The sequence below is a fragment of the Sphingomonas caeni genome, assembly GCF_026013415.1.
Taxonomy (GTDB): Bacteria; Pseudomonadota; Alphaproteobacteria; order Sphingomonadales; family Sphingomonadaceae; genus Sphingomonas; species Sphingomonas caeni.
Map to the genome: position 1 here is coordinate 1 of NZ_JAPDOK010000013.1, position 21,340 is coordinate 21,340.

Genomic DNA, 21,340 nt, shown 5'->3' on the forward strand with positions numbered 1-21,340 from the left:
GCTTCACCCCAGGACCCGCACACACCGAGACCATGATGCGCAACCTCACCAACGCGCTCGTCGAAATCTGGGGCCGGATCGAACGCAGGATGGCCGCGTGAGGCCGCAACATCATGATTTGACGGCGAAGCTTCGCGCGCCGCGCGGCGGCCGCGGGCCGGTCATTTCCTTAGCAGGGCGAGGTCGATGGAAGACGAAGTAACACTCAAGGCCGGGCTGTGGCTGTTCGCCGGCATAGGCGCCATCTTCATGGCGGCCATGGCCGCCGACGGGCCGTTCGCGGTTCACATGACCATCGTCTTCTGCGCGGCGGTTCTGACCGCCTTCGTGACGATGCGCGGCGTATCCGACACCGTCCGGTCCGCGGGTGCTGCCTCGACCGACCAGCGTTACTATGACGATGTCATTCGCTGGGGCGTGCTGGCCACGGTCTTCTGGGGCGTGGTCGGCTTCCTGGTCGGGATCGTCATCGCCGCGCAGCTCAGCTTTCCGCTGCTGAACCTCAGTTCCGAATTCACGACCTTCGGGCGCCTGCGCCCGCTGCACACCTCGGCGGTGATCTTCGCATTCGGCGGCAACGCGCTGATCGCGACCAGCTTCTACGTCGTCCAGCGCACCTGCCGCGCGCGGCTGGCGTTTCCGGGGCTCGCCCGGTTCGTCTTCTGGGGATATCAGCTCTTCATCGTCCTCGCCGCAACCGGCTATGTCATGGGCGTGACCGAGGGCCGCGAATATGCCGAGCCCGAATGGTATGTCGACATCTGGCTGACGATCGTCTGGGTCAGCTATCTGGCGGTGTTCGTCGGCACGATCGTCCGCCGGTCCGAGCCGCATATCTACGTCGCCAACTGGTTCTACCTGGGCTTCATCGTCACCGTGGCGATGCTCCATCTGGTGAACAATCTGTCGCTCCCGGTCTCCTGGGTGGGCTCCAAATCCTATTCGCTCTTTTCGGGCGTGCAGGATGCGCTCACCCAATGGTGGTACGGCCATAACGCAGTCGGCTTTTTCCTGACCGCGGGCTTCCTCGGCATGATGTACTATTTCGTGCCCAAACAGGCCGAGCGGCCGATCTACAGCTACCGGCTGTCGATCCTGCACTTCTGGTCGCTGATCTTCCTCTATATCTGGGCCGGGCCTCACCACCTCCATTACACCGCGCTGCCCGACTGGGCGCAGACGCTGGGAATGGTCTTCTCGGTGATGCTGTGGATGCCGAGCTGGGGCGGCATGATCAACGGGCTGATGACGCTCAACGGCGCGTGGGACAAGATCCGCACCGATCCGATCATCCGCATGATGGTCTTCGCACTCGCCTTTTACGGGATGAGTACCTTCGAAGGCCCGATGATGTCGATCAAGAGCGTCAACTCGCTCTCGCACTACACCAACTGGACGATCGGCCATGTCCATTCGGGTGCGCTCGGCTGGAACGGCATGATCACCTTCGGCGCGATCTATTACATGGTCCCGCGCCTGTGGGGCCGCGAGCGGCTCTATTCGCTGCGCATGGTCAACTGGCACTTCTGGTGCGCGACCCTCGGGATCGTCCTCTACGCCTCGGCGATGTGGGTGGCGGGCATCACCCAGGGGCTGATGTGGCGCGAATATGGGGACGACGGCTACCTCGTCTATTCCTTCGCCGAAGTCGTCGCCGCGATGCACCCCTATTACGTGATCCGCGTGACCGGGGGCCTGCTCTACTTCGCCGGCGCGATCTTCATGGTCTGGAACGTCTGGATGACCATCGCCGGCAAGCGCCGCGCGGAGGCCCCGATGTCCGCGCCCGCCTTCAATCCCGCGCTCGATCGCCCGACGCCTCGTGCCGCCGCCGCCGCCGCCGCCGCCGAATAGGAACCAGCGATGAACCTTGTTCAAAACCACAAGAAGATCGAACGCAACGTCACGCTGCTGGGAGCGCTCGCGCTCGTCGTCGTCGCGATCGGCGGCATCGTCGAGATCGCGCCGCTCTTCTGGATCCAGTCGACGGTCACCCGCGTGGACGGCGTGCGGCCCTATACCCCGCTCGAGCTGGCCGGCCGCAACATCTATGTCCGCGAGGGCTGCTATGGCTGTCACAGCCAGATGATCCGTCCGTTCCGGGACGAGACCGAACGCTATGGCCATTACAGCCTCGCTTCGGAAAGCATGTACGACCATCCCTTCCAATGGGGATCCGAGCGCACGGGCCCGGACCTGGCGCGCGTCGGCGGCCGCTATTCGGATGAGTGGCACGTCCAGCACCTCAGGGACCCGCGCGCCGTCGTGCCCGAATCGATCATGCCGCCCTATGCTTTCCTTGCCGATCGGGATCTGAAGACCACCGGCATGGCGCCCCATCTGAGGGCGCTGCGCGCGGAGGGCGTTCCCTACACCGATCAGGATATCGCCAAGGCCGATGACGACCTGCAGACCCAGGGCTACGGCGAAGGCGGCACCGCCGATCTCGCGCGCCGCTACCCCAAGGCTCAGTCGCGCGACTATGACGGCAACCCGGGCCGCCTGACCGAAATGGACGCGCTCGTGGCCTATCTCCAGGTGCTCGGCGTGCAGGTCGATTTCTCCAAAGCGGCCCCGCAGGAGCGCGAGAAATGACCTATGACGCGCTCCGCCATTTCGCGGACAGCTGGGGCCTGCTCGCCATGGCACTGCTGTTCCTGACCTTTATCGGCTGGACCTTCCTGCCCGCCGCCCGGCGCAGCCATCAGCGCGCCGCCCACAGCATCCTTGAAGATGAGGAAATGATCGATGGCTGAGAACAAGCGCATCGACCCCAAGACGGGCACGTCGACCGTCGGCCATGAATGGGACGGCATCGAGGAACTCGACACGCCGATGCCGCGCTGGTGGCTGTGGACCTTCTACGCCACCATCCTGTTTTCGATCGGCTATTGCATCGCCTATCCCGCATGGCCGCTGATCGACCGCGCGACGGCGGGCGCGCTGGGCTGGACCAGCCATGGCCAGCTCGAAAGCGAATTGTCGGCGGAGCGTGCGCGCCGCGCCGACCTCGTCCGCGCGCTGGCGGGCATGCCGATCGAGGAGCTGCCCGCCCATCCGGACCTGCTCGCCGCCGCCGAGCAGGGCGGGCGATCGGCATTCAAGGTGCATTGCGCGGCATGCCACGGCGCGGGCGCTGCGGGCAGCCGCGGCTATCCCAACCTCAACGATGACGACTGGCTGTGGGGCGGAAGCTTGACGGCAATCGAGCAGACGCTGCGTCATGGCATCCGCCAGCCGGGCGACGATGCGACGCGCCAGTCGCTGATGCCGTCGTTCGGCCGCGATGGCATCCTCAAGTCCGAACAGATCGACGACGTGGTGTCGTTCGTGCGGGTCGTGTCGCGCCAGGAGCGGCCGAGCGCCGCCTCTCGTCGCGGGGCTGCGCTGTTCGCCACCAATTGCGCCGCCTGCCACGGCCCCGGCGGCGAGGGCAAGCGCGACCTGGGCGCGCCGCGGCTGAGCGATGGCATCTGGCTCTATGGCGGCGACCGCACATCGCTGACCGACACGGTCACCAATGCGCATGCCGGGATGATGCCGGCCTGGGCCGACAAGCTCGATCCCGTGACGATCAAGATGCTCGCGGCCTATGTCCACTCGCTCGGGGGCGGCGAGGCGGCGCAACCCAGGCTCGCGCCTGCGCCAGTGCGGCGATAGCGATGACCGCCCATACCAATGTTCCCAGCCCGCCGCGTCTGTTCGAGGCGCGGCGGAAGATCTTCCCCAAGGCGGTCAGCGGGCCCTTCCGGCGCTTCAAATGGGCGGTGATGGGGATCACGCTGCTGATCTACTATGTCACGCCCTGGCTCCGCTGGGACCGCGGCCCCTATGCCCCGCATCAGGCGGTACTCGTCGATCTCGAGCACCGCCGCTTCTACATGTTCGCGATCGAGATCTGGCCGCACGAATTCTATTATGTCGCGGGGCTACTCGTGATGGCCGCGATCGGGCTGTTCCTGGTCACCTCCGCGGTCGGCCGCGCCTGGTGCGGCTATGCCTGCCCGCAGACGGTGTGGACCGACCTGTTCCAGCAGGTCGAACGGCTGATCGAGGGCGACAGGAACGCCCAGATCCGTCTCGCCCGCGCGCCCTGGAGCGCCGGGAAGATCGCAAAGCGCGTCGCCAAACATGTGAGCTGGATCGCGATTGGCATCGCCACCGGCGGCGCCTGGATCTTCTATTTCGCGGATGCGCCGACGCTCGCACGCGCGCTCTTCAACGGCAACGCCGCCCCCATCGCCTATGCGACCGTCGCGATCCTGACCGCCACCACCTACATTCTGGGCGGGCTGATGCGCGAGCAGGTCTGCCAGTTCATGTGCCCCTGGCCACGCATCCAGGCGGCGATGATGGACGAGCGCTCGCTCACCGTGACCTACAAATTCTGGCGGGGCGAACCGCGCAGCCACGGCACGAAGCGCGCCCAGGCCCGCGTTCCCGTCGAGCCGGTGCGGCCCGTTCCGTCGCTCGCCCGGCTTGCTGACGACCCAAGTCTGCTCGCGGGTCCCGGCGATTGCATCGATTGCGGCGCCTGCGTCGCGGTGTGCCCGACGGGAATCGACATTCGCGAGGGACCCCAGATCGGCTGCATCACCTGCGGCCTGTGCATCGATGCGTGCGACGATATGATGGTCAAGATCGCCCGGCCCACCAAGCTGATCGGCTATACGACCGAGCTTGATGCGCGCGCCGAGCAGGCGGGCCGCCCGGCCCAGCCTCCGCTCCGCCGACTGCTGCGGCCGCGCATGATCGCCTATCTGGCCATCTGGTCGCTCGTCGGCCTGACCATGTTGTTCGCGCTAGGCGCCCGGACCCGACTCGATCTCAGCGTGCTCCAGAACCGCAATCCGCTCTGGGTCCGCCTGTCGGACGGCGACATCCGCAACACCTATCAGGTCAAGATCCGCAACATGGAGGCGCGCCCCCGCGAGGTCGAGGTGTCGCTTGCCGGCATCCAGGGTCTGCTCTGGGACGAGCACGGATCGCGCGCGACCGCGGGACACAGCCTGCGGCTTCGGGTCGAGCCCGACAAGGTCGCCAAGGTCCAGCTCTTCGTCGCCGCGCTCGCCGATGGGCCCCCGCGAACCGATATCAGCTTCTCGGTCCGCGCGCTCGATCGCGAAGGCGGCGGCGACACCGATCACAGCTTCTTCGAACGGCCGGAGACCCCGCAATGACCAGGCAATTCACCGGCCGCCACATGACCGCGATCATGGTCGCCTTCTTCGCGGTCGTGATCGGCGTCAACGTCGTGATGGCGCGCAGCGCGATCGGCACGTTCGGCGGGGTCGTCGTCGATAACAGCTATGTCGCGAGCCAGAAATTCAACACCTGGCTCCGCGACGCCGATGCGCAGGACCGTCTGGGTTGGCGCGCGCGCGCTTCGGCGGAGCCCGGCGACCGGCTTGTCGTGACGCTGGCCGGACCGCGCGAACCCGTCACCCGTGCGACCGTGACGGTCGAGGCCGAGCACCCGGTCGGGCGGCTCAAGAGCCAGCAGCTGACGCTGACCGAGGAGCGCCCCGGCGTCTATACCGCCCCGCACGCGCTTCCCCGCGGCCGATGGCGGCTGCACATCGAGGCGCGGGCGGCGGCGGGCAGCGCGCGTTTCATCCAGGACATCCGGCTGTGAACGCCGTAGCGGCGATCCGGCCCGATAGCGCGACCGGCCGTACCGAGCTGGCAGTCGAAGGACTGCGCTGCGCCGGGTGCATCTCGAAGATCGAACGCGGGCTGCTCGACATCCCGGGCGTCCACGCCGCACGCGTTAATTTCACCGCCAAGCGGCTCGTCGTGGAGCATGCGGCACCGGTCGATGCGCCCGCGCTGGTCGATGCGCTCGAGCGCCTGGGCTTCACTGCGCATGGCATGGTCGATGCCCCCGCCGGCGCCCAGGATCGCGAGAGCAAGCGGCTCGCCAGGGCGCTGGCCGTGGCTGCCTTCGCCGCGATGAACGTGATGCTGCTCTCGGTATCGGTCTGGTCGGGTGCCGAGGACGCGACCCGCACCCTGTTTCACTGGGTGTCGGCGCTGATCGCGCTTCCCGCGGTCGTCTATTCCGGCAGGCCGTTCTACGAGAGCGCCTGGCGCGCGCTGCGGCACGGGCGGACCAATATGGACGTGCCGATCACCATCGGCGTGGCGCTCACCTGCGCGATGAGCCTGTACGAAACCGCCACGGGCGGCGCGCATGCCTATTTCGACGGCGCGATCATGCTGCTCGCCTTCCTGCTCGGCGGCCGGTTGCTCGATACGGTGATGCGCGAACGCGCGCAGGACGGCGTCACCGCGCTGCTTCGTCGGCTTCCCGAAGCCGCCACCATTCTCGCGCAGGACGGCACCGCACGGCAGGTCCCGCTGGCGCAGCTCCGCGCCGGAATGCGCGTGCTGGTCGCCGCGGGGGAGCGTTTCGCCATCGACGGGACCGTGGAAACCGGCGCCAGCGACGCGGATTGCAGCCTGGTGACCGGCGAGAGCGCCCCCGAGGCGATCGCAGCCGGCAGCAAAGTCCTTGCCGGGACGGTCAACCTCACCTCACCCGTCACCGTGCTGGCCTCCGCGGCGGCGGACGATACCGCGATCGCCGAGATCGCGCGGCTGATGCAGTCCGCCTCGCAAGCCAAGTCCCGCTACGTCCGGCTCGCCGACCGTGCCTCGCGGCTCTATGCGCCCGCTGTCCATATGCTCGCCTTTGTCAGCCTCGCCGGCTGGCTGATCGCGGGGGCCGGCTGGCACCAGGCGCTGTCGATCGCCGTCGCGGTGCTGATCATCACCTGCCCCTGCGCGCTCGGGCTCGCGGTCCCGGTCGCGCATGTGGTTGCCGCGGGCGCGCTGATGCGGCGCGGCGTCCTCGTCCGCGACGGCGCGGCGCTCGAAAAGCTCGCGAGCATCGACCGGGTGCTCCTCGACAAGACCGGCACCGTCACCTGCGGCAAGCTGGCGCCCGTGGCCGGCCTGCCCACCGGGGGACGCGAGCGGGGCATCCTGCTCGCGCTCGCCCAGGCAACGCGGCACCCGATGGCGCAGGCGATCGCCCGCGCGCTCGAAGCCGAGGGTGTCGCCGCCGAGCCGGTCACCGAATTGCGCGAACTGGTGGGCAAAGGAATCGAAGGCAGGATCGACGGCGTCCGCGCAGCGCTCGGCCGCCCTGACTGGGTCGGCGGGGTGCTGGCCGCCCAGCCAGCCATGCTCACTGCCTTCCGGCTGGGGTCCGGACCTGCCAGCGCCATCGTCTTCGACGATGCGCTGCGGCGCGACGCCTCGTCCGCGATCGACCGCATCCGCGCACTCGGGCTCGACGCGCAATTCGTGTCGGGTGACAGCTGGACCGTGGTCGAGCCGCTGGCGCGCCGGCTCCGCTTGTTCGCCCGTGCGCGCATGTCCCCCGCCGACAAGTTCGAAACGGTCGCGCGGCTGGAGGATGGCGGGCATCGCGTCCTGATGGTGGGGGACGGCGTCAATGACGGCCCCGCGCTCAAGCGCGCATCGGTGGCGATGGCACCGTCCGTGGCGAGCGATGTCGGGCGCCAGGCCGCCGATCTCGTCTTCTTCGGCGATCTGCTGATGCCGGTGCCCCAGGCGATCGCGGCGGCGCGGCGTACGATGCAGGTGGTGCGCCAGAACTTCGCGCTCGCGATCCTGTACAATCTGCTGGCGGTGCCGCTCGCGATTGGCGGGATGGTCACGCCGCTGGTCGCGGCCTTGGCGATGTCCGGCTCGTCGGTTCTGGTGGTCGCCAACTCGCTCCGCCTGCGGAGCGCCGCGCGATGAATATCGTCGCAGTCCTCATCCCGATGGCGCTGCTGCTCGGCCTGCTGGGTCTGGGCGCGTTTTTCTGGGCGTCGTCGAGCGGCCAGTTCGAGGATCTGGACGGCGCCGCCTTGCGGATCCTGATCGAGGACGAACCGGAGTCGAAGCCGTGAACCCGGAACACCCTGCAAGCTGGCCCTGGCATCCCGAGCTGCTGGCCAGGCCCGTCCCGCGCTACACCAGCTTTCCCACTGCTGCCGAGTTCGGGGAGACCGGGGCGGACCCGTTCGCGTCGAACCTGGCGGCGCTGCCCGAGGGCGAGCCGGTCTCGCTCTATCTCCATATCCCCTATTGCCACGAAATCTGCTGGTATTGCGGATGCAACACCGGCGCCGCCAACCGGCGCGGCCGGCTGGCCAACTATGTGCAGCGATTGCGCGACGAGATCGCGCTCGTCGCCGCGACCATCGGGCACCGCGCGCGCGTGAGCCGGATCGCGTGGGGCGGCGGCAGCCCGAACGCGCTCGAGCCTGCGCAATTCATCGGCCTTGCCGAGGCCGTTGCCGATGCTTTCGACACGAGCAGCGCGGTCATGTCGGTCGAAGTCGACCCGCGCGCCTTTACGCCCGCCTGGTCGGACGCCCTGTCGGAGAGCCGGACTTCGCGCGTGAGTCTGGGGGTTCAGACATTCTCGCCCACGATCCAGGCCGCCATCGGCCGCGTGCAGCCCGAGGCGAGCATCGTCCAGACCGTAGCGCTGCTGCGCAAGGCGGGGGTGGAGTCGATCAATTTCGACCTGATGTACGGCCTGCCCGGACAAACCCCGGGCGATCTGCGCGAAAGTATCGACCGCACGATTGCCCTGTCCGCGGATCGCGTCGCCGTGTTCGGCTACGCGCACGTGCCCCACCTGATCCCCCGCCAGCGCCGGATCGATGCCGTCAACCTTCCGGACGCGGAGCAGCGCTTCCGCAGCGCCGAGCTGGCCTATCGCTGTTTCACGGCCGCAGGCTATGCGCCGGTCGGTTTCGACCATTTCGCCAAGCCCGGCGACGCGCTTGCCATAGCCGCGCATTCGCGCACGCTGCGGCGCAATTTCCAGGGCTTTACCGAGGACAGCGCCGAGGTCCTGATCGGCCTTGGTGCCTCTGCGATCAGCGCCTTCCCCGGCGCCTTGCTGCAAAATGAAAAGAATGCCGGCCGCTACGGCATGCGGATCGAAGCGGGCCAGCTCGCCACCGCGCGCGGCATCATCCGGCGGCGCCCCGATCGGGTTCGCGCCCGCGCCATCGAGCGCATTCTCTGCCAGGGTGCGGCGGACCTTTCGGCGCTGCCCGATCTCGACCGCGTGCGGCGCGCCCTCAGGCCGTTCGAGCTTCGCGATCTCATTGAGTGGCGGGCCGGCGTCGTTCAGCTGACGCCACCGGCCCTGCCCTATTCGCGCGCAATTGCCGCCACCCTCGATCCCTTCCGCGTCGAGAATAGCGGGGCATTCAGCAATGCGGTTTGACGCCTCCCGGCTGCTCGCCTGCGGCGTCGCGGCCGGGCTCGCGGCATCGCCGCTTGCCCCCTCGCCCACTCATTATCTCGAGCTGTCGATCTGCGGAATCCAGGACAGAAAAGTCCACATCCCGATCCCCGGGAAATCCCCGCCCCGTCCCGATTGCCCGACAGCATGCCATGCGCTTGCCTGCCGCCGGGGCGAAGTGGAGGAGGATCCGGCGTGATACGGGCGCGGGGCTAGCGCTTCGATGCGTCCGAACCGGATCGGCACATCATGGACAAGGGGTTCGGCCCCTTCGCGGTGATGAGCCCGAGCCGGTAGGGCAGGTTGATATAATCATAGGTCCCGCCGGGCGCGTAGCCCTGGTAGAGGAATCGAAGCGGTTTGCACGGATCGATGGTCAGGTTCTGGTCATTGCCTTCACGGATCATCTCGCCGTGCGAGATGTCCATCGACCAGCGTCTGCCCTCATAGCTCACATTGGCCGGGCCCGCGAACGGCTCGCTCACGCTGCCCGCCAAAGGCGTCCAGCTGCCGTCGAGCCGGTCGCTCGTCCAGGACCGGAAATAGCGTCCCTGCGGTCCGATCGCCTCGATCATCGTGACATAGCTGTCCGTGCCGGCGACCCGATAGGTCATGCTCGCCTCGAACAGCCGGTCGCGCTGGTCCTCGAGAACGACCCGGGTATTCGTGAAGCCGTGCGGGAACGCCCCGAGCGTGGTTTCCGAACGGTAGAAGCGCCCATTGTCGCCGGTGTTGAACAGATAGCATTTGGCCGTGTCGCAGATCACCCAGAAGTCGAGCCAGACGGGCCTGCCGTCGCTGCCCTTCACCGCATCGGGCACCTTTTCGAACAGGGGCCTGGGCGCGCTCCACGACATCGGATCGCCGATCGTCCGGGTCGTCGAATAGAAGGGGTCGCCGCCCTGGAAGACCATGTACCACAGGCCCTGCGGCCCGAAGTAGAAGACCTGCGGCGCGGCATGATAGCCGCCGCCGATCGGTGTCGTGTCAAGGAAGGTCAGCGGCGCGGACGGCGCCTCGTCCCAGTCCCTGAAGCTCGCATAGGCGAGCCCCCAGCCCTGCGCGCCGGCGGTGGTCATGAAGACATGATATTTGCCGTCGGCATGGACGATCGACGGATCCTTGACCGCGACGATCGCGTGGTTGGCGTCGGGCTTGGGCAGGATCAGCGGCTGGCTGGAGGCCCAGCGGAACAGCGCCGGGGGGGATGCGCCCGCCCCGCCAAGCCGCTCGCCGCCGGGGGGCCCACAGCTGGCGGTCAACAGCGCAACCGCCATTGCCATACCCGCACAGTGGCGCCTCAGTTTCATATCCATCCCCCTTCAAACCCCCAAGCTAGCCGGCGCCGGACATCTCCACGCCTGCGCGATAGGTGAGCGTGCGGAACAGGACCGAACCCGGGCCCGCGGCGTAGAGCGCGGGCCTGAGACTCAGAAAGCCGTCCGCCATATTGTGGTTGTAGCCCGCGATCTCGAACGAGCGCTCCTTGCTCCAGCGCTGGCCGTCGGTGCTGTAAAAGAAGGTCGCGATATTCTCATGGTTGCGGACGCGCAGATACATGCGCCGCGTCGATGCCGGCCCGCCGGGCGGCCAGCGCTCCTCCTGCCCCAGCCGATAGGCGTGCAGCCTGCCCTCGCTGAGGCCGAGGCCGCAGAATAGCCGCTCATTGTAGAAGAGCAGCAGCCCGCCCTGCGCGCCGCTGTCGATCTCGATTTCCACGGTCACTTCATAGGACCGGTCCCCCGCCACGAAGAGCAAGGGCGAGGCGTCGGCAGGCCCGCTGCCCTGCCCGGCAAGGCGCAGCGTGCCTGATTTGAGCTGCGCGCGGTCGGGACCGTCCGCGCGAGGCGAGAAGAAGGCGAACTTGGTCTTGAACGCATCGGGCGCAAAACCCGACAAAGCGAGACCGTGCGGCCCGGCCGCGGCGCCCTTCGGCTTGGCGAGCGGCCGCGACAGATCGGCGCCGAGCGCCCTTGGCCAGCCGTCGGCGGTCCACTCGATCGGCTCGAGCAGCATCTGCCGCCCGAGCGTCCGGTAGCCATTCTCATAGCCATGATAGACCAGCCACCAATCGCCCCCCGGACCCTGAACCGGGGTGGCGTGGCCGCGCGACCACCAGGGCTCGCCGGCGCTTTCGGTGCGGACGATCGGGTTTTGCGGGCAATTCTCCCAGGGCCCCTGGATCGAGCGCGAGCGCGCGACCACGACCATATGGCTGGTCGGCGGGCCCGCAGTGCCGCCCTGCCCCGAGAACATGTAGAACCAGCCATCCTTGCGCAGCAGCTTGGGGCCCTCGAGCGCGAAGCCTTCGATGATCCAGTCTTCGGGAATCGGCCAGCCGCTATAGACATGTTTGGGCTCGCCATCGGCCGAAAGCCCGTCGTCGCTCAGGCGAACGCAGTTCCCGCCGTTGAAGAAGAGATAGCGTTTGCCGTCTTCGCCCACGGCATGGCCGGGATCGATGAACCCGTCGAGGTGCAGGTCGATCGGATCGCTCCACGGCCCGCGCATATCTGCGGCATGGATCACCCAGGTCTTGACCGGCCGCGCGCTATCCACGAGATCGAGCGCGGGAATGTAGATGAAGTAGCGGCCGTCATGCTTGGCGATGTCGAGCGCCCAGACGATGCCGATATTCCGGGTCAGCGCCGCGGTGACCGGGGTCCAGTTGACCAAGTCGCGCGAATGCCAGATCGGGATGCCCGGATAATATTGGAAGGACGAAAAGGTGGCGTAGTAATCGTCGCCGTCCTTCAGGACATTGGGATCGGGACGGTCCCCCGCGAGCACGGGATTGAGATACCGCCCATCGCCGAGATCAGCCTTGCGCTGGCCTTCGATGCCGGCCCTCCAGCGCGGGTCCGGCGCCTTGCAGTCGCGGGCGCCGTTCGGCGTGGCGTGTGCCGGAAGGGCAAATCCGGCGCTTCCCAACGCAAGGGCGAGAGTCTGGCGGCGTGTGGGTTTCATACGTCTTTCAATCTCTCGCGTGCCCGCAAACGGGACTGATTCAGGGGCGGCGCCGGCGTTTGGCGGGCTCGATGAGCGCCAGAACGACGTCGTTGGTGCGCATCGGTATGCGAAGCGTGTAGCGACCGTTGGTACCGATCTGAATGACGATGTTCTTCTCAGGGCGGTCCCGCGTAAGCGCCTGGAGTTCGCTCAGCTGCGTGGGGCTGAGCGCTTTGGGCGACCCCATTTCGAGGTAGCGCGTATGGGCGTCGTTCGCGTGGAAGCCGGTGCGGCGCACCGTCAGGCGATAGCTGCCCTTCGCCAGCCCGGCGAAGCGGATCTCGGTCGCGGGCAAATCCGTGGCGGGTAGTAGCTTCGTGAAGAAGGGCCGATTGCTCAGCGTCTGATCGGGCTGCCGCCAGCTCCAGGCGAGCACGCCGGTCCGCCCCTTCTCGGTCGCGGCAAGCGTTTGATTATCGGCCGAGGGCACCTCGCGCCCGCGCAGCAGGTTCAGATATTTGTACGCGAACCAGGCGGGCTTGCGGATGCCCTCGCGATTCATCAGCCCGAATCCGCCATGGAACGGCGTCGGCGGCGGACCGGCTTCCTCGAACAGGTCACTGTAGGTCCAGTAGCTCATGCCCTGCGCAAAGGGGCGGGCCGCCTTGAGCTTGCCCAGAATATAGGCCGCGCTGACATAGGAATCGTGCACCGGATCGCGCGGATTGTAGCTCGTGCTCCATTCGGTGAAGAAGAGCGGGAGGCCCGGGAATTTCGAGGCCTCGATCTGCTGGCGCACGCGCCGCACATCGCCGGTCACCGCGTCGGGATTGGACGACAGCCTGTTGTCGTCATGGCCATTCTCGTCGAGAAAACCGCCATCGACGCCATAGGTGTGGGTGGAGACGAAATCGACGGCGATCCCGCGCTCCGCCGCAAAGCTCAGCAGCTCGGGAACCCAGGCCGCGCCCGCGGTCGAGGGACCACCGACCCGCAACGCCGGATCGATCGCCTTGATGGTGCGGGCGGTGTTTTCGTAGAGTTCGAAATAGGCCTTCTGGTCAGCCTTCTCCCAAAAGCCGTCGAGGTTGGGCTCGTTCCACACCTCGAAATACCAGGTGCGGACCTCAGCTGCGCCATAGCGGCCGCGCAGATGCCGGATGAAGGCATCCATCAGCGCGTGCCAGGCTTCGGGCCGGGGATGCGACGTATTGCCCTTCCAGTAGAAGATCGTCTGCGGCGAGGTCGCCATCGCCTCGGGGGTGAAGCCGAGTTCGACGAACGGCTTGATCCCCATGCCGAGAAAGGCGTCGTACAACCGGTCGATTTTGGTCCAGTCATAGACGGTCTTGCCGTCCACGACGCGCACCGTTCCCAGCGCATCGTGGAAGATCGCATGGAAGCGGACGTAGCGAAAGCCGAGCTCGCCGGCCGCGGTCTTGAGGTGGCCCAGCGCATCCGGGCGGATCATCGTCCCGGCATAGTCCCCGCCGACCGAGAAGTTGAACGACCGGTCCAGCGGCCGGCCGGCCTTCGAGATGTCGATATCGATGCGGCGCGGATCTCCAGGCGCAGACGCAGACGCTGCGGACGCCCACAGCATCGCCGCCGCTGCCGCGATGGCCGCAAACCGCGACCTCCACTTTCCTGGATTCATTCCTGTCACCTTGCTTGTGCTGAAAGGCCGAAAGGCGAAATCCCGGCGCGTTCGGGCGGCGCGTCCGACTCCTGATAGGCTATCGCGTGATCGACGACGGTGTTTTGAATCAAGGGCTCCTCGCCCCGGCTCAGCGCGACAAGTTCCTCAAAGAGCTGGCGGATACCCCAGCTGACCATCTTTGCGATGGGGCGGCGGACCATCGTCAACCGCGGACACGTCATTAACACGGCCTCGCCATCGTCAAAGCCGCAGACGGTCAGCGAGCGGGGCACCGCGATCCCGCGTCCGATCGCCATATGGATGACGGCGGCGGCCATATCGTCGTTCGACGCGACAATGGCGGTCACGCGCGGCTGCAGGGCGAGCGCATCGGCGGCAGCGATCGACGAGTCGAAGGTGTAGGGGGCTTCCCATTGCAGCGCCTTGTCCGGCTTGATGCCCTGCTCGATCAGCGCAGCCTCATGGCCCGCCCTGCGCTGGGCCGAGGAGCAGTGGCGCGGATTGCCGGCGATGAAGCCGATGCGCCGATGCCCCAGTTGGAGCAGATATCGGGTCAGATCATAGGCCGCGCGCGCATCGTCGATGCCGATGCTGGAAAGACCCGGATCGGAGTCGCTGGAACCGACCGCGACGAACCGCATGCCCGCTTCGCGCAGGACGACCCGCAGCCGGGTATCGTCGCAGAGCGGCGCCGACAGGAGCACGCCTCTGATCCCGAGATTCTCCAGCGTCTCGAGGGTGTGGATCGGGTCATCCTCCCTGCGCACCCTGACAAACACCAGCTTCACGTTCAGCCGCGCGGCCTCGTCGGAACCGATGCTGACCATCTCTCCCAGAGCGGTCACGTCCCGGGTGTCGAACAGAAGCGCGATCTTGTCGGTCAACTGGGTCTTCGCCAGCGCCTGCGCGGCAAGGTTCGGGAAATAGTTGAGCTCCCGCATCGCCCGCTCGACAAGCGCCCGCTTGTCAGGGCCGACACCGCGCTCGCGGTTGATCACCCGGGACACCGTCATGTTTGAAACGCCGGCCCTTTGCGCCACGTCGCGAAGCGTGGGGCCCCGCCTCGCGCGCCGGGATTTGGGTCGCTGGGTCGGTGCCGCGGCGGCTCCCGGAGATGCATCGCCTCTCATCGGAAGGTCGGGGAACGCCCCGGAAGCGTCTAGCAAAGCGGACATCTCACACCGTCTCCGCCGCCTTCGCCGCGCAGTTTTGCGCGATGAAATCGCCGTGACTGGGCATCGCCGCCGCGGTCTTGCCGATCACGTCGCGCAGGTGAGCCATGAAGCGGCCGGCTTCCTCCACCGGCAGCCCGTGGACGAGCGGGTCGAAGGATTGCGGGATGATGCGCTGGCCGAACAGCACGGCATACCAGCTGTCTTCGGTGAACAGATCGTCCTGCTCCCGGATGCTGCGCGCCTTGCCGCGCCACAGCGCCAGCTTGGCGGCCAGGCTGTCGGGCACTTCCATCGTCCGGCAATGATTCCAGAAGTCGGAATCGCTGCGCTCGGTGGCGTGATAGTGGAGGATGATGAAGTCGCGGATCAGCTCATATTCGGTGATCAGCCAGCGATTGTAGCGGTCGATCTCGGCCTGGGCGAAGCCCTTGTCGGGGAACAGCGCCATCAGCCGCGTGATCCCCTGCTGGATCAGGTGGATGCTGGTCGATTCGAGCGGCTCGATGAACCCGCTCGCCAGGCCGATTGCGACGCAGTTCTTCTCCCAGAGCCGCTCGCGCCGCCCGGCGGTGAAGCGAAGCAGCCGCGGATCCGCGGCGGCGGGCGCGTCGAGGCCGTCGAGCACCTGCCGGGTCGCTTCGTCGTCGCTGATGTGGGCGCTCGAATAGACAAGGCCGTTGCCGACACGGTGCTGGAGCGGGATGCGCCACCGCCAGCCGGCATTGCCCGCGCTCGCGCGCGTATAGGGAACCGGCGGCCCGGCGACCTCGCTCGGGACGGCGACCGCACGGTCGCACGGCAGCCAATGCTGCCAGCTCCGGTATCCGACGCCGAGCGTCTGGCCGAGGAGCAGCGACCGGAAGCCGGTGCAGTCGACGAAGAAATCGCCTTCGACGCGGCGGCCGTCCTCGAGCGTCAGCGCTTCGAGGAATCCCGTTTCGCCATTCTGCTCGACCGAAGCGATCTTCCCTTCGACACGGCGTACGCCCCCCTCCTCGGCAAAGCTGCGCAGGAAGCGCGCGTAGAGGCTCGCGTCGAAGTGGAAGGCATAGCGAAGCGTCGAGAGCACCGCCGCGGGATTGGCCGAGGGGCGCGTGAAGCGGCCCATGCGGGCGGCGACCACCGACAGGCAATAATCGTCGATCGGGCCGACATCCGCGCCGCCCTCCAGCCGCGACTGGCGCAGCCAGAGCTGATGGAATTTCACGCCCTGGACGTCGCGGCCATAGACGCCGAACGGGTGGATGTAGCGGTCGCCGATCCGGGCCCAGTCGACGAATTCGATGCCGAGCTTGAACGTCGCCTGGGTCTGGCGAATGAAGTCATTCTCGTCGAAGCCGAGCAGGCGATTGAAATCGTGCAGCGGCGGGATCGTCGCCTCGCCGACACCGACCGTGCCGATCTCCTCGGACTCGACCAACGTCACCGACACGTCTTCGCCCAGCATCCGCGCCATGGCGGCGGCCGTCATCCAGCCGGCGGTGCCGCCCCCGGCGATCACGATCCGGGAGATCGGCTCCCCCGTCATGCGGCTGCCGATTGCGGGCCGAAGCCGCGGGTCTGGGCATATTCGACGAGTTGGCGGTTCGAAGGCAGGTTCGCGATCGCGTAATCGGCCTGACGCCGGACCTCGGCAAAGGCGGCACGCGCATCGTCGAAATAGCGATAGGCGCCGGCCTTGGCGCTCAGATCGGTCTTCCAGCCCATGCCGTAAAGCACATACTGCCAGCTTGCTTCGGTGAAGATGTCGATCCTGGGGTCAATGTCGAGTTCGGTCGGCGGACGAAAGCGCCATCGGTCGAGCAGTTCGTGGAGGCTGTCGCGCACGCTGCCCGGATCGACATTGTCGCGCCAGAACTGCGTGTCGCGGCGTTCGGAGATGCAATAGTGCAGCTTGATGAAGTCGAGCGCCCGCTCGTAGCGCTGCCGCATGACCGTGTTGAACTGGCGCGCCGAGGTCTCATAGTCGCCGCCCCAGGGAAAGAGATTGGCGACCAGCGCGGCGGCGATTTCGGAGAAGACGATGCCCGTAGCCTCGAGCGGCTCGAAAAAGCCGCTCGAAAGGCCGATCGCGACACAATTCTTGCGCCAGTTGATCTCGCGATAACCCGCTTCGAACCGGAACTTGCGGATCTCAAGACCTTCGGCCTGGGGGCCGATATAGGCGCGGAGCGCAGCCTCCGCGCTCGCATCGTCGCTGTGATCCGACGAATAGACATGGCCGATGCCGCGGCGGTGATCGAGGCCGATGTCCCAGATCCAGCCCGATTCCTGCGCGGTGGAGATGGTGTAGGAGGCGATCGGCGCGTCCGGCCGGGCGTACGGCACCTGCATCGCCAGCGCGCTGTTGCAGAACAGCACGTCGCGGCACGAGCGGAAGGGCACGCCCAACGCCTTGCCGATGAGCTCGGCGCGAAATCCGGTGCAGTCGATATACAGATCGGCGTCGAGGATGCCGTTGGCCTCGGTACGGACGCCGGCGATCGCGCCGTCCTCGCCGACCAGCACCTCGGTGACGGTGTCGACGAGATGCTCCACCCCATTCGCCACTGCCTGGTCGCGCAGCAGCTGCGCCAGGGTCACCGCGTCGAAATGATAGGCATAGTTGAGCGGGCCGGCAAAATCGGGATGGTTGGGGAGCTTGGGCGCGCGATGCGCGTCCGCCGCCTTTTTCTGCGGCGTATTCACCTCGTCCCAATTCTCATCCCCGGCGACGCCGAGCAACCAATAGGGCAGCAAATCGAGTCCGCCGCGATCCTCGGTGGTCTGGAACGAATGGAAATAATGATCGTGCGGGCCCTGGCCGGGGGTAAACCGCCAGTGCGCGAACTTGGCGCCCTGCTTGAAGGTGGCACCGCACCGCCGGACCATCTCGGCCTCGTCAATGCCGATCGTCGCCAGGGTCTTGCGGATTGTCGGGAAGGTACCCTCCCCGACGCCGAGGATACCGATCTCGCGGGACTCGACGAGGCGTATCGAAACCGCATCGGGAAGATCGGCGCCAAGGCGCTTGGCCAGATAGCCCGCGGTCAACCACCCCGCGGTCCCGCCCCCCACAATCAATACGCGCTTCGACATGGTATTTCCAAAAAATGCGGCCGGCCGCCCTTGGGGATTGGGCGGCCGGCCTGTCGGCATCAGAAGGCCAGATTGATGCCTGTGCTGATCCGCCGGTCGCTCTGGAACCAGCTGCGATTATAACGCACGCCGTTAGGATACCCACCCATTTCGGTGCGGAACGTCGTATTCAGCAGGTTGGTACCCTGGACGCTGAACGAGAAGTTCTCCGTCACCTTGAACCGGACGCCCGCATCGAGGGTACCGTTGGGAGAACCATAGACCGGCAACGCGGTCTGGATCCCCAGCCCCTGAATCCCCGGTCCGGAGACATAGGTATATTGCGCATTGGTGCCGTTGGCGTTGGTCGTTTGCAGGTAACGCGACCGCCAGGAGTAGGAGAGACGGAACGAGATCGGATCCATCTCATACAGCAGCGTGGCGTTGAAGTTGTGCTTCGACAGACCCTGCAGGGTCGCGTCGTTGTGCGCCACTCCGTTGATGTCGAGATACCGGTCGCCCGGATTCTTGCTGTCGACAAAGGTATAGTTGGCCTCGACGCCAAAGCCGTGGAGGAAACCCTTGTCGAAGAACATGCGCCCGCCGACTTCGATGCCCTTGACCTTCGCGGGAACCGTCGCATTGGCGACGTCGGTCGACGTGACCATCTCTATGGAGCTGGTTCCGCCGGTGTAATAGACCGGCACGGGCTGCTGCGTGAGCGTATAGATCGTCAGGTTCGTGATGGTCTTGTGGAAGGCGGCGACGTGGAAGGTCGTACCCTGGCGGGGGTACCATTCCATCGACAGGTCGAAATTGTTCGACATCGTCGGCTTCAGCGTCGGATTACCCGTGTTCGTCGTGAAGTTGACGAAGATGGGCGGAAGCTGCGGCGCCGGCGACGGCGGGTTGTTCGGATTGGTCAGTGTCGAAACACCGAGCGATCCGGAAGCCCGCAGCGCGTTGAACGAGGCATTGTCCGTCGTGATGTTGTAGCCAAACCGGACCTTGGTCGTGCTGCTCGGCGCGAAATTGAGGTTCACCGAGGGAAGCACGCGCGTGAACTCCGCGCCAGCCTTACGGATTGCCGAAAACTGCGCCAGCGACACCGTCTGCCCGTTGCGGATGTATGTGGTAGGGTTCTGCTGGTAGAAGCCCGAACTCTCGTTCTGGATGTTCACCACGCGCACGCCGATGTTGCCGGTGAAACCGAGCCAGTCCTCTTGCCCCACCCGCAACAGCGCATAGCCGGCCAGCGTCCGGGTCAGATAGTCGGTCTGGTCCGAGGGCAGGAAGCCGGGGGTGCGGTAGTCGGGCCCGCCATAGCCGGACTTCGGCAGCGGGCCTGCGGACGAGCAGTTGAAATAGGTGGCATTGCCCCAATCGGCCGGACCACAGAAATTGGTGGGCGGCGGGGAGTGGAGCAGGTTCCGGTCGAAGGTGCTCACCAGCGCCGATGACGGGAAGTAGAGATTGGCCGGAAGCACGGCCTGGCCGTGGAAGAAGTTCTTGAAGATGTGCAGCCCGACATCGCCCGGCGCCGCGTTGGCATAGGTCAGCTGCGGGGCCTGCACGGCGCCGAAGCCGTTCCAGCCGCGTCCGAGCGCCGTCCAGTTGTAGCCGTTGTCGAAGTCGCGCTCGGTGCGTTCCGCCCAGCGCCCGCCGATCTTTACCGAGCGGAAGAAGTCGTCGCCGAACTTGTACTCGAGGTCGAGAGACGCCGAATCCAACCGGCCCCTGTTGTTCGCCTCATGCGGCATGTCCGCCGACCACACATAGCTCGCCGGATTGGCGAAGATCGCCTGGGCGCTCGCCGGCACGGTCACCAACGGCAGGTCTCCGGTGAGATCCATCCCGAAGGTTCCCGGGAACTGCACGTCGCGGAACACGTCGAGACGGTGGGAGATCGAGGTCGACTCGACGCGCTGCACCGCTCCGCGGATCGCCAGCCGGCTGTCGTCGGGCGCCCAGGTGAAGGCCAGCGAATAGTCGCGCGTGACCGAATTGTCGCGATACTCGCCCTTGTTGCCGCCGCTCGTGATCGGCGAGTTGTTCGGCTGCAGTGTCGCAGGATCGCGCGTGAAATAGCTGGTTGTGGAAAGCAGCCCGTTGTTGGAGTCGAATTTGCTGGTCGCGGGATCGACCGCGAGATTCTGGGCGGCGACAAAAGCGCCCCAATCGCCCGAGTTATTCTTGTAGCGCGACTGGAAGAAAATCCCCGTCAGGGTCAACGAATCCGTGGGCGCCCACTGCACCGCGCCATAGATGCCCGTGCGCTGGCGTTCGAACTTCTCTTCGCCATAGGTGTAGCCGCCCGGGATATAATAGTCGGTCGCGCCGATGCGCGTCTTGTAATAGGTTTCCGCACGGAAGAAATTCGAGACAGACGAGAATTTGCTGTACGCGACGTCGACGAGCACACCGATGTCGCCGATCGGCGTGGACCAGCGCCCCGCGGCCAGAGCCGAACCCGAATAATCGGATTTCCGCGCCAGGTCGCCCATGCTCAACTCGCCCGTCGCGGCGACGTGGAGGCCAGCCTTGAAGTCGAAGGGCAGCTTGGTGCGCAGATCGATCTGGCCGCCGGTGCCGCCTTCGATGAGGTCGGCCGTGGAAGCCTTGTAGACATCGACCGCCGCCATCAGTTCGGGGGTCACGTCGCCCCAGAGCAGCGCGCGTCCATTATTGGCGCTGAAGATTTCGCGGCCATTGAGGCGCGAAGCGACGCCGGAGAGGCCGCGGACCTGGACGCCCGAGCCCTCGGAGGAGAAGTGGTCCGGATCGCCGAGCGCGCGGAAGCGGACGATCGTTACGCCCTGGACGCGCTGCAGCACTTCGGTGATCGAATTGTCGGGGAGCTTGCCCGCCTCGTCGGCCACGACCGAGTCGATGATCGTCTCGCTCCTGCGCTTGCGCTCGTCGGCCGCCTGAAGCGCCGCGCGCCGGCCGGTGACTGTGATAACGCTGTCATCCCGGGCGTCAGCATCTTGCGTCGCTGCTGGCGTATCCTGGGCCCAGGCCGGCGCGACGAAACCGCCCATCGCCAACGCGCACAAGGAAACTCCGGCGTAGGCGAGACGGCGCGCCCGGCCAGGCACCCGATTCACACGAACTTGCTGCATTTGAAACTACCTCCCCTATTTCATTCTCGACCCGCCGCGATCGCACTGACGGTCTCCGCCGCTAGCGCTGGCTCGCCGGTTGATTTTTCAAATATGC

Annotated in this window: 16 protein-coding genes; 9 read left to right on the forward strand and 7 right to left on the reverse strand. The window is 66.4% G+C overall.

Features of this window, described 5'->3' with window-relative positions; all coding sequences use genetic code 11:
- Window positions 1-186: 186 nt before the first annotated feature.
- From ccoN to hemN, 9 genes are read left to right on the forward strand one after another with little or no spacing between them, the layout of a single operon-like run.
- Window positions 187-1,854, forward strand: coding sequence for a cytochrome-c oxidase, cbb3-type subunit I (gene ccoN, locus OF829_RS19835; RefSeq protein ID WP_264941942.1), 1,668 nt, complete (start codon window positions 187-189; stop codon window positions 1,852-1,854).
- A gap of 9 nt (window positions 1,855-1,863) precedes the next feature.
- A complete protein-coding gene (gene ccoO, locus OF829_RS19840; RefSeq protein WP_264941943.1) occupies window positions 1,864-2,595 on the forward strand; it encodes a cytochrome-c oxidase, cbb3-type subunit II in 732 nt (243 codons plus the stop codon).
- Window positions 2,592-2,756 carry a cbb3-type cytochrome c oxidase subunit 3 gene (locus tag OF829_RS19845; protein WP_264941944.1) on the forward strand — a complete coding sequence of 55 codons (165 nt, stop codon included), beginning with the start codon at window positions 2,592-2,594 and terminating at the stop codon, window positions 2,754-2,756. The genes ccoO and OF829_RS19845 overlap by 4 nt, the downstream gene beginning before the upstream one ends.
- Window positions 2,749-3,660, forward strand: coding sequence for a cytochrome-c oxidase, cbb3-type subunit III (ccoP, locus tag OF829_RS19850; RefSeq protein ID WP_264941945.1), 912 nt, complete (start codon window positions 2,749-2,751; stop codon window positions 3,658-3,660). The genes OF829_RS19845 and ccoP overlap by 8 nt, the downstream gene beginning before the upstream one ends.
- 2 nt (window positions 3,661-3,662) lie before the next feature.
- A complete protein-coding gene (ccoG, locus tag OF829_RS19855; RefSeq protein WP_264941946.1) occupies window positions 3,663-5,180 on the forward strand; it encodes a cytochrome c oxidase accessory protein CcoG in 1,518 nt (505 codons plus the stop codon).
- Complete coding sequence (locus OF829_RS19860) at window positions 5,177-5,635, forward strand: FixH family protein (protein WP_264941947.1); 459 nt, start codon at window positions 5,177-5,179, stop codon at window positions 5,633-5,635. Before ccoG ends, OF829_RS19860 begins: the two co-directional genes overlap by 4 nt.
- Window positions 5,632-7,773, forward strand: coding sequence for a heavy metal translocating P-type ATPase (locus OF829_RS19865; protein ID WP_264941948.1), 2,142 nt, complete (start codon window positions 5,632-5,634; stop codon window positions 7,771-7,773). Before OF829_RS19860 ends, OF829_RS19865 begins: the two co-directional genes overlap by 4 nt.
- Window positions 7,770-7,925 carry a cbb3-type cytochrome oxidase assembly protein CcoS gene (gene ccoS, locus OF829_RS19870; RefSeq protein ID WP_264941949.1) on the forward strand — a complete coding sequence of 52 codons (156 nt, stop codon included), beginning with the start codon at window positions 7,770-7,772 and terminating at the stop codon, window positions 7,923-7,925. The genes OF829_RS19865 and ccoS overlap by 4 nt, the downstream gene beginning before the upstream one ends.
- The gene (hemN, locus tag OF829_RS19875; RefSeq protein ID WP_264941950.1) at window positions 7,922-9,262 is read left to right on the forward strand and encodes an oxygen-independent coproporphyrinogen III oxidase; all 1,341 of its coding nucleotides are present in this window, start codon (window positions 7,922-7,924) and stop codon (window positions 9,260-9,262) included. Before ccoS ends, hemN begins: the two co-directional genes overlap by 4 nt.
- Window positions 9,263-9,492: 230 nt before the next feature.
- Here hemN and OF829_RS19880 read toward each other — a convergent pair whose 3' ends face one another.
- The 7 genes from OF829_RS19880 to OF829_RS19910 form a co-directional block, all read right to left on the reverse strand.
- Window positions 9,493-10,542 (reverse strand): non-reducing end alpha-L-arabinofuranosidase family hydrolase, encoded by a 1,050-nt coding sequence (locus OF829_RS19880; RefSeq protein ID WP_264941951.1) that lies wholly within the window; start codon window positions 10,540-10,542, stop codon window positions 9,493-9,495.
- A gap of 73 nt (window positions 10,543-10,615) precedes the next feature.
- Window positions 10,616-12,247, reverse strand: a complete 1,632-nt coding sequence (locus OF829_RS19885) for a family 43 glycosylhydrolase (RefSeq protein WP_264941952.1) — start codon at window positions 12,245-12,247, stop codon at window positions 10,616-10,618.
- Window positions 12,248-12,287: 40 nt separating this feature from the next.
- Window positions 12,288-13,832, reverse strand: a complete 1,545-nt coding sequence (locus tag OF829_RS19890) for a GH39 family glycosyl hydrolase (protein WP_264941953.1) — start codon at window positions 13,830-13,832, stop codon at window positions 12,288-12,290.
- A gap of 59 nt (window positions 13,833-13,891) precedes the next feature.
- On the reverse strand, window positions 13,892-15,064 hold the full coding sequence (locus OF829_RS19895; protein WP_319951568.1) for a LacI family DNA-binding transcriptional regulator: 1,173 nt from the start codon (window positions 15,062-15,064) through the stop codon (window positions 13,892-13,894).
- 1 nt (window position 15,065) lies between these two features.
- Window positions 15,066-16,592 carry a tryptophan halogenase family protein gene (locus OF829_RS19900; protein WP_264941955.1) on the reverse strand — a complete coding sequence of 509 codons (1,527 nt, stop codon included), beginning with the start codon at window positions 16,590-16,592 and terminating at the stop codon, window positions 15,066-15,068.
- Complete coding sequence (locus OF829_RS19905; protein ID WP_264941956.1) at window positions 16,589-18,142, reverse strand: tryptophan halogenase family protein; 1,554 nt, start codon at window positions 18,140-18,142, stop codon at window positions 16,589-16,591. The genes OF829_RS19900 and OF829_RS19905 overlap by 4 nt, the downstream gene beginning before the upstream one ends.
- A 59-nt stretch (window positions 18,143-18,201) precedes the next feature.
- Entirely contained in the window at window positions 18,202-21,243 is a 3,042-nt protein-coding gene (locus OF829_RS19910; RefSeq protein WP_264941957.1) for a TonB-dependent receptor, read from the reverse strand.
- Between the last annotated feature and the right edge of the window lie 97 nt (window positions 21,244-21,340).

Excerpts from the sequence above, each read along its gene's own strand:
- ccoO (WP_264941943.1), top strand. The coding sequence starts at position 1,864 with ATGAACCTTGTTCAAAACCACAAGAAGATCGAACGCAACGTCACGCTG.
- OF829_RS19890 (WP_264941953.1), bottom strand. The coding sequence starts at position 13,832 with ATGCTGTGGGCGTCCGCAGCGTCTGCGTCTGCGCCTGGAGATCCGCGC.
- ccoG (WP_264941946.1), top strand. The coding sequence starts at position 3,663 with ATGACCGCCCATACCAATGTTCCCAGCCCGCCGCGTCTGTTCGAGGCG.
- OF829_RS19885 (WP_264941952.1), bottom strand. The coding sequence starts at position 12,247 with ATGAAACCCACACGCCGCCAGACTCTCGCCCTTGCGTTGGGAAGCGCC.
- ccoP (WP_264941945.1), top strand. The coding sequence starts at position 2,749 with ATGGCTGAGAACAAGCGCATCGACCCCAAGACGGGCACGTCGACCGTC.
- OF829_RS19895 (WP_319951568.1), bottom strand. The coding sequence starts at position 15,064 with ATGTCCGCTTTGCTAGACGCTTCCGGGGCGTTCCCCGACCTTCCGATG.
- ccoS (WP_264941949.1), top strand. The coding sequence starts at position 7,770 with ATGAATATCGTCGCAGTCCTCATCCCGATGGCGCTGCTGCTCGGCCTG.
- OF829_RS19860 (WP_264941947.1), top strand. The coding sequence starts at position 5,177 with ATGACCAGGCAATTCACCGGCCGCCACATGACCGCGATCATGGTCGCC.
- OF829_RS19910 (WP_264941957.1), bottom strand. The coding sequence starts at position 21,243 with ATGCAGCAAGTTCGTGTGAATCGGGTGCCTGGCCGGGCGCGCCGTCTC.
- OF829_RS19845 (WP_264941944.1), top strand. The coding sequence starts at position 2,592 with ATGACCTATGACGCGCTCCGCCATTTCGCGGACAGCTGGGGCCTGCTC.
- ccoN (WP_264941942.1), top strand. The coding sequence starts at position 187 with ATGGAAGACGAAGTAACACTCAAGGCCGGGCTGTGGCTGTTCGCCGGC.
- OF829_RS19900 (WP_264941955.1), bottom strand. The coding sequence starts at position 16,592 with ATGACGGGGGAGCCGATCTCCCGGATCGTGATCGCCGGGGGCGGCACC.
- OF829_RS19905 (WP_264941956.1), bottom strand. The coding sequence starts at position 18,142 with ATGTCGAAGCGCGTATTGATTGTGGGGGGCGGGACCGCGGGGTGGTTG.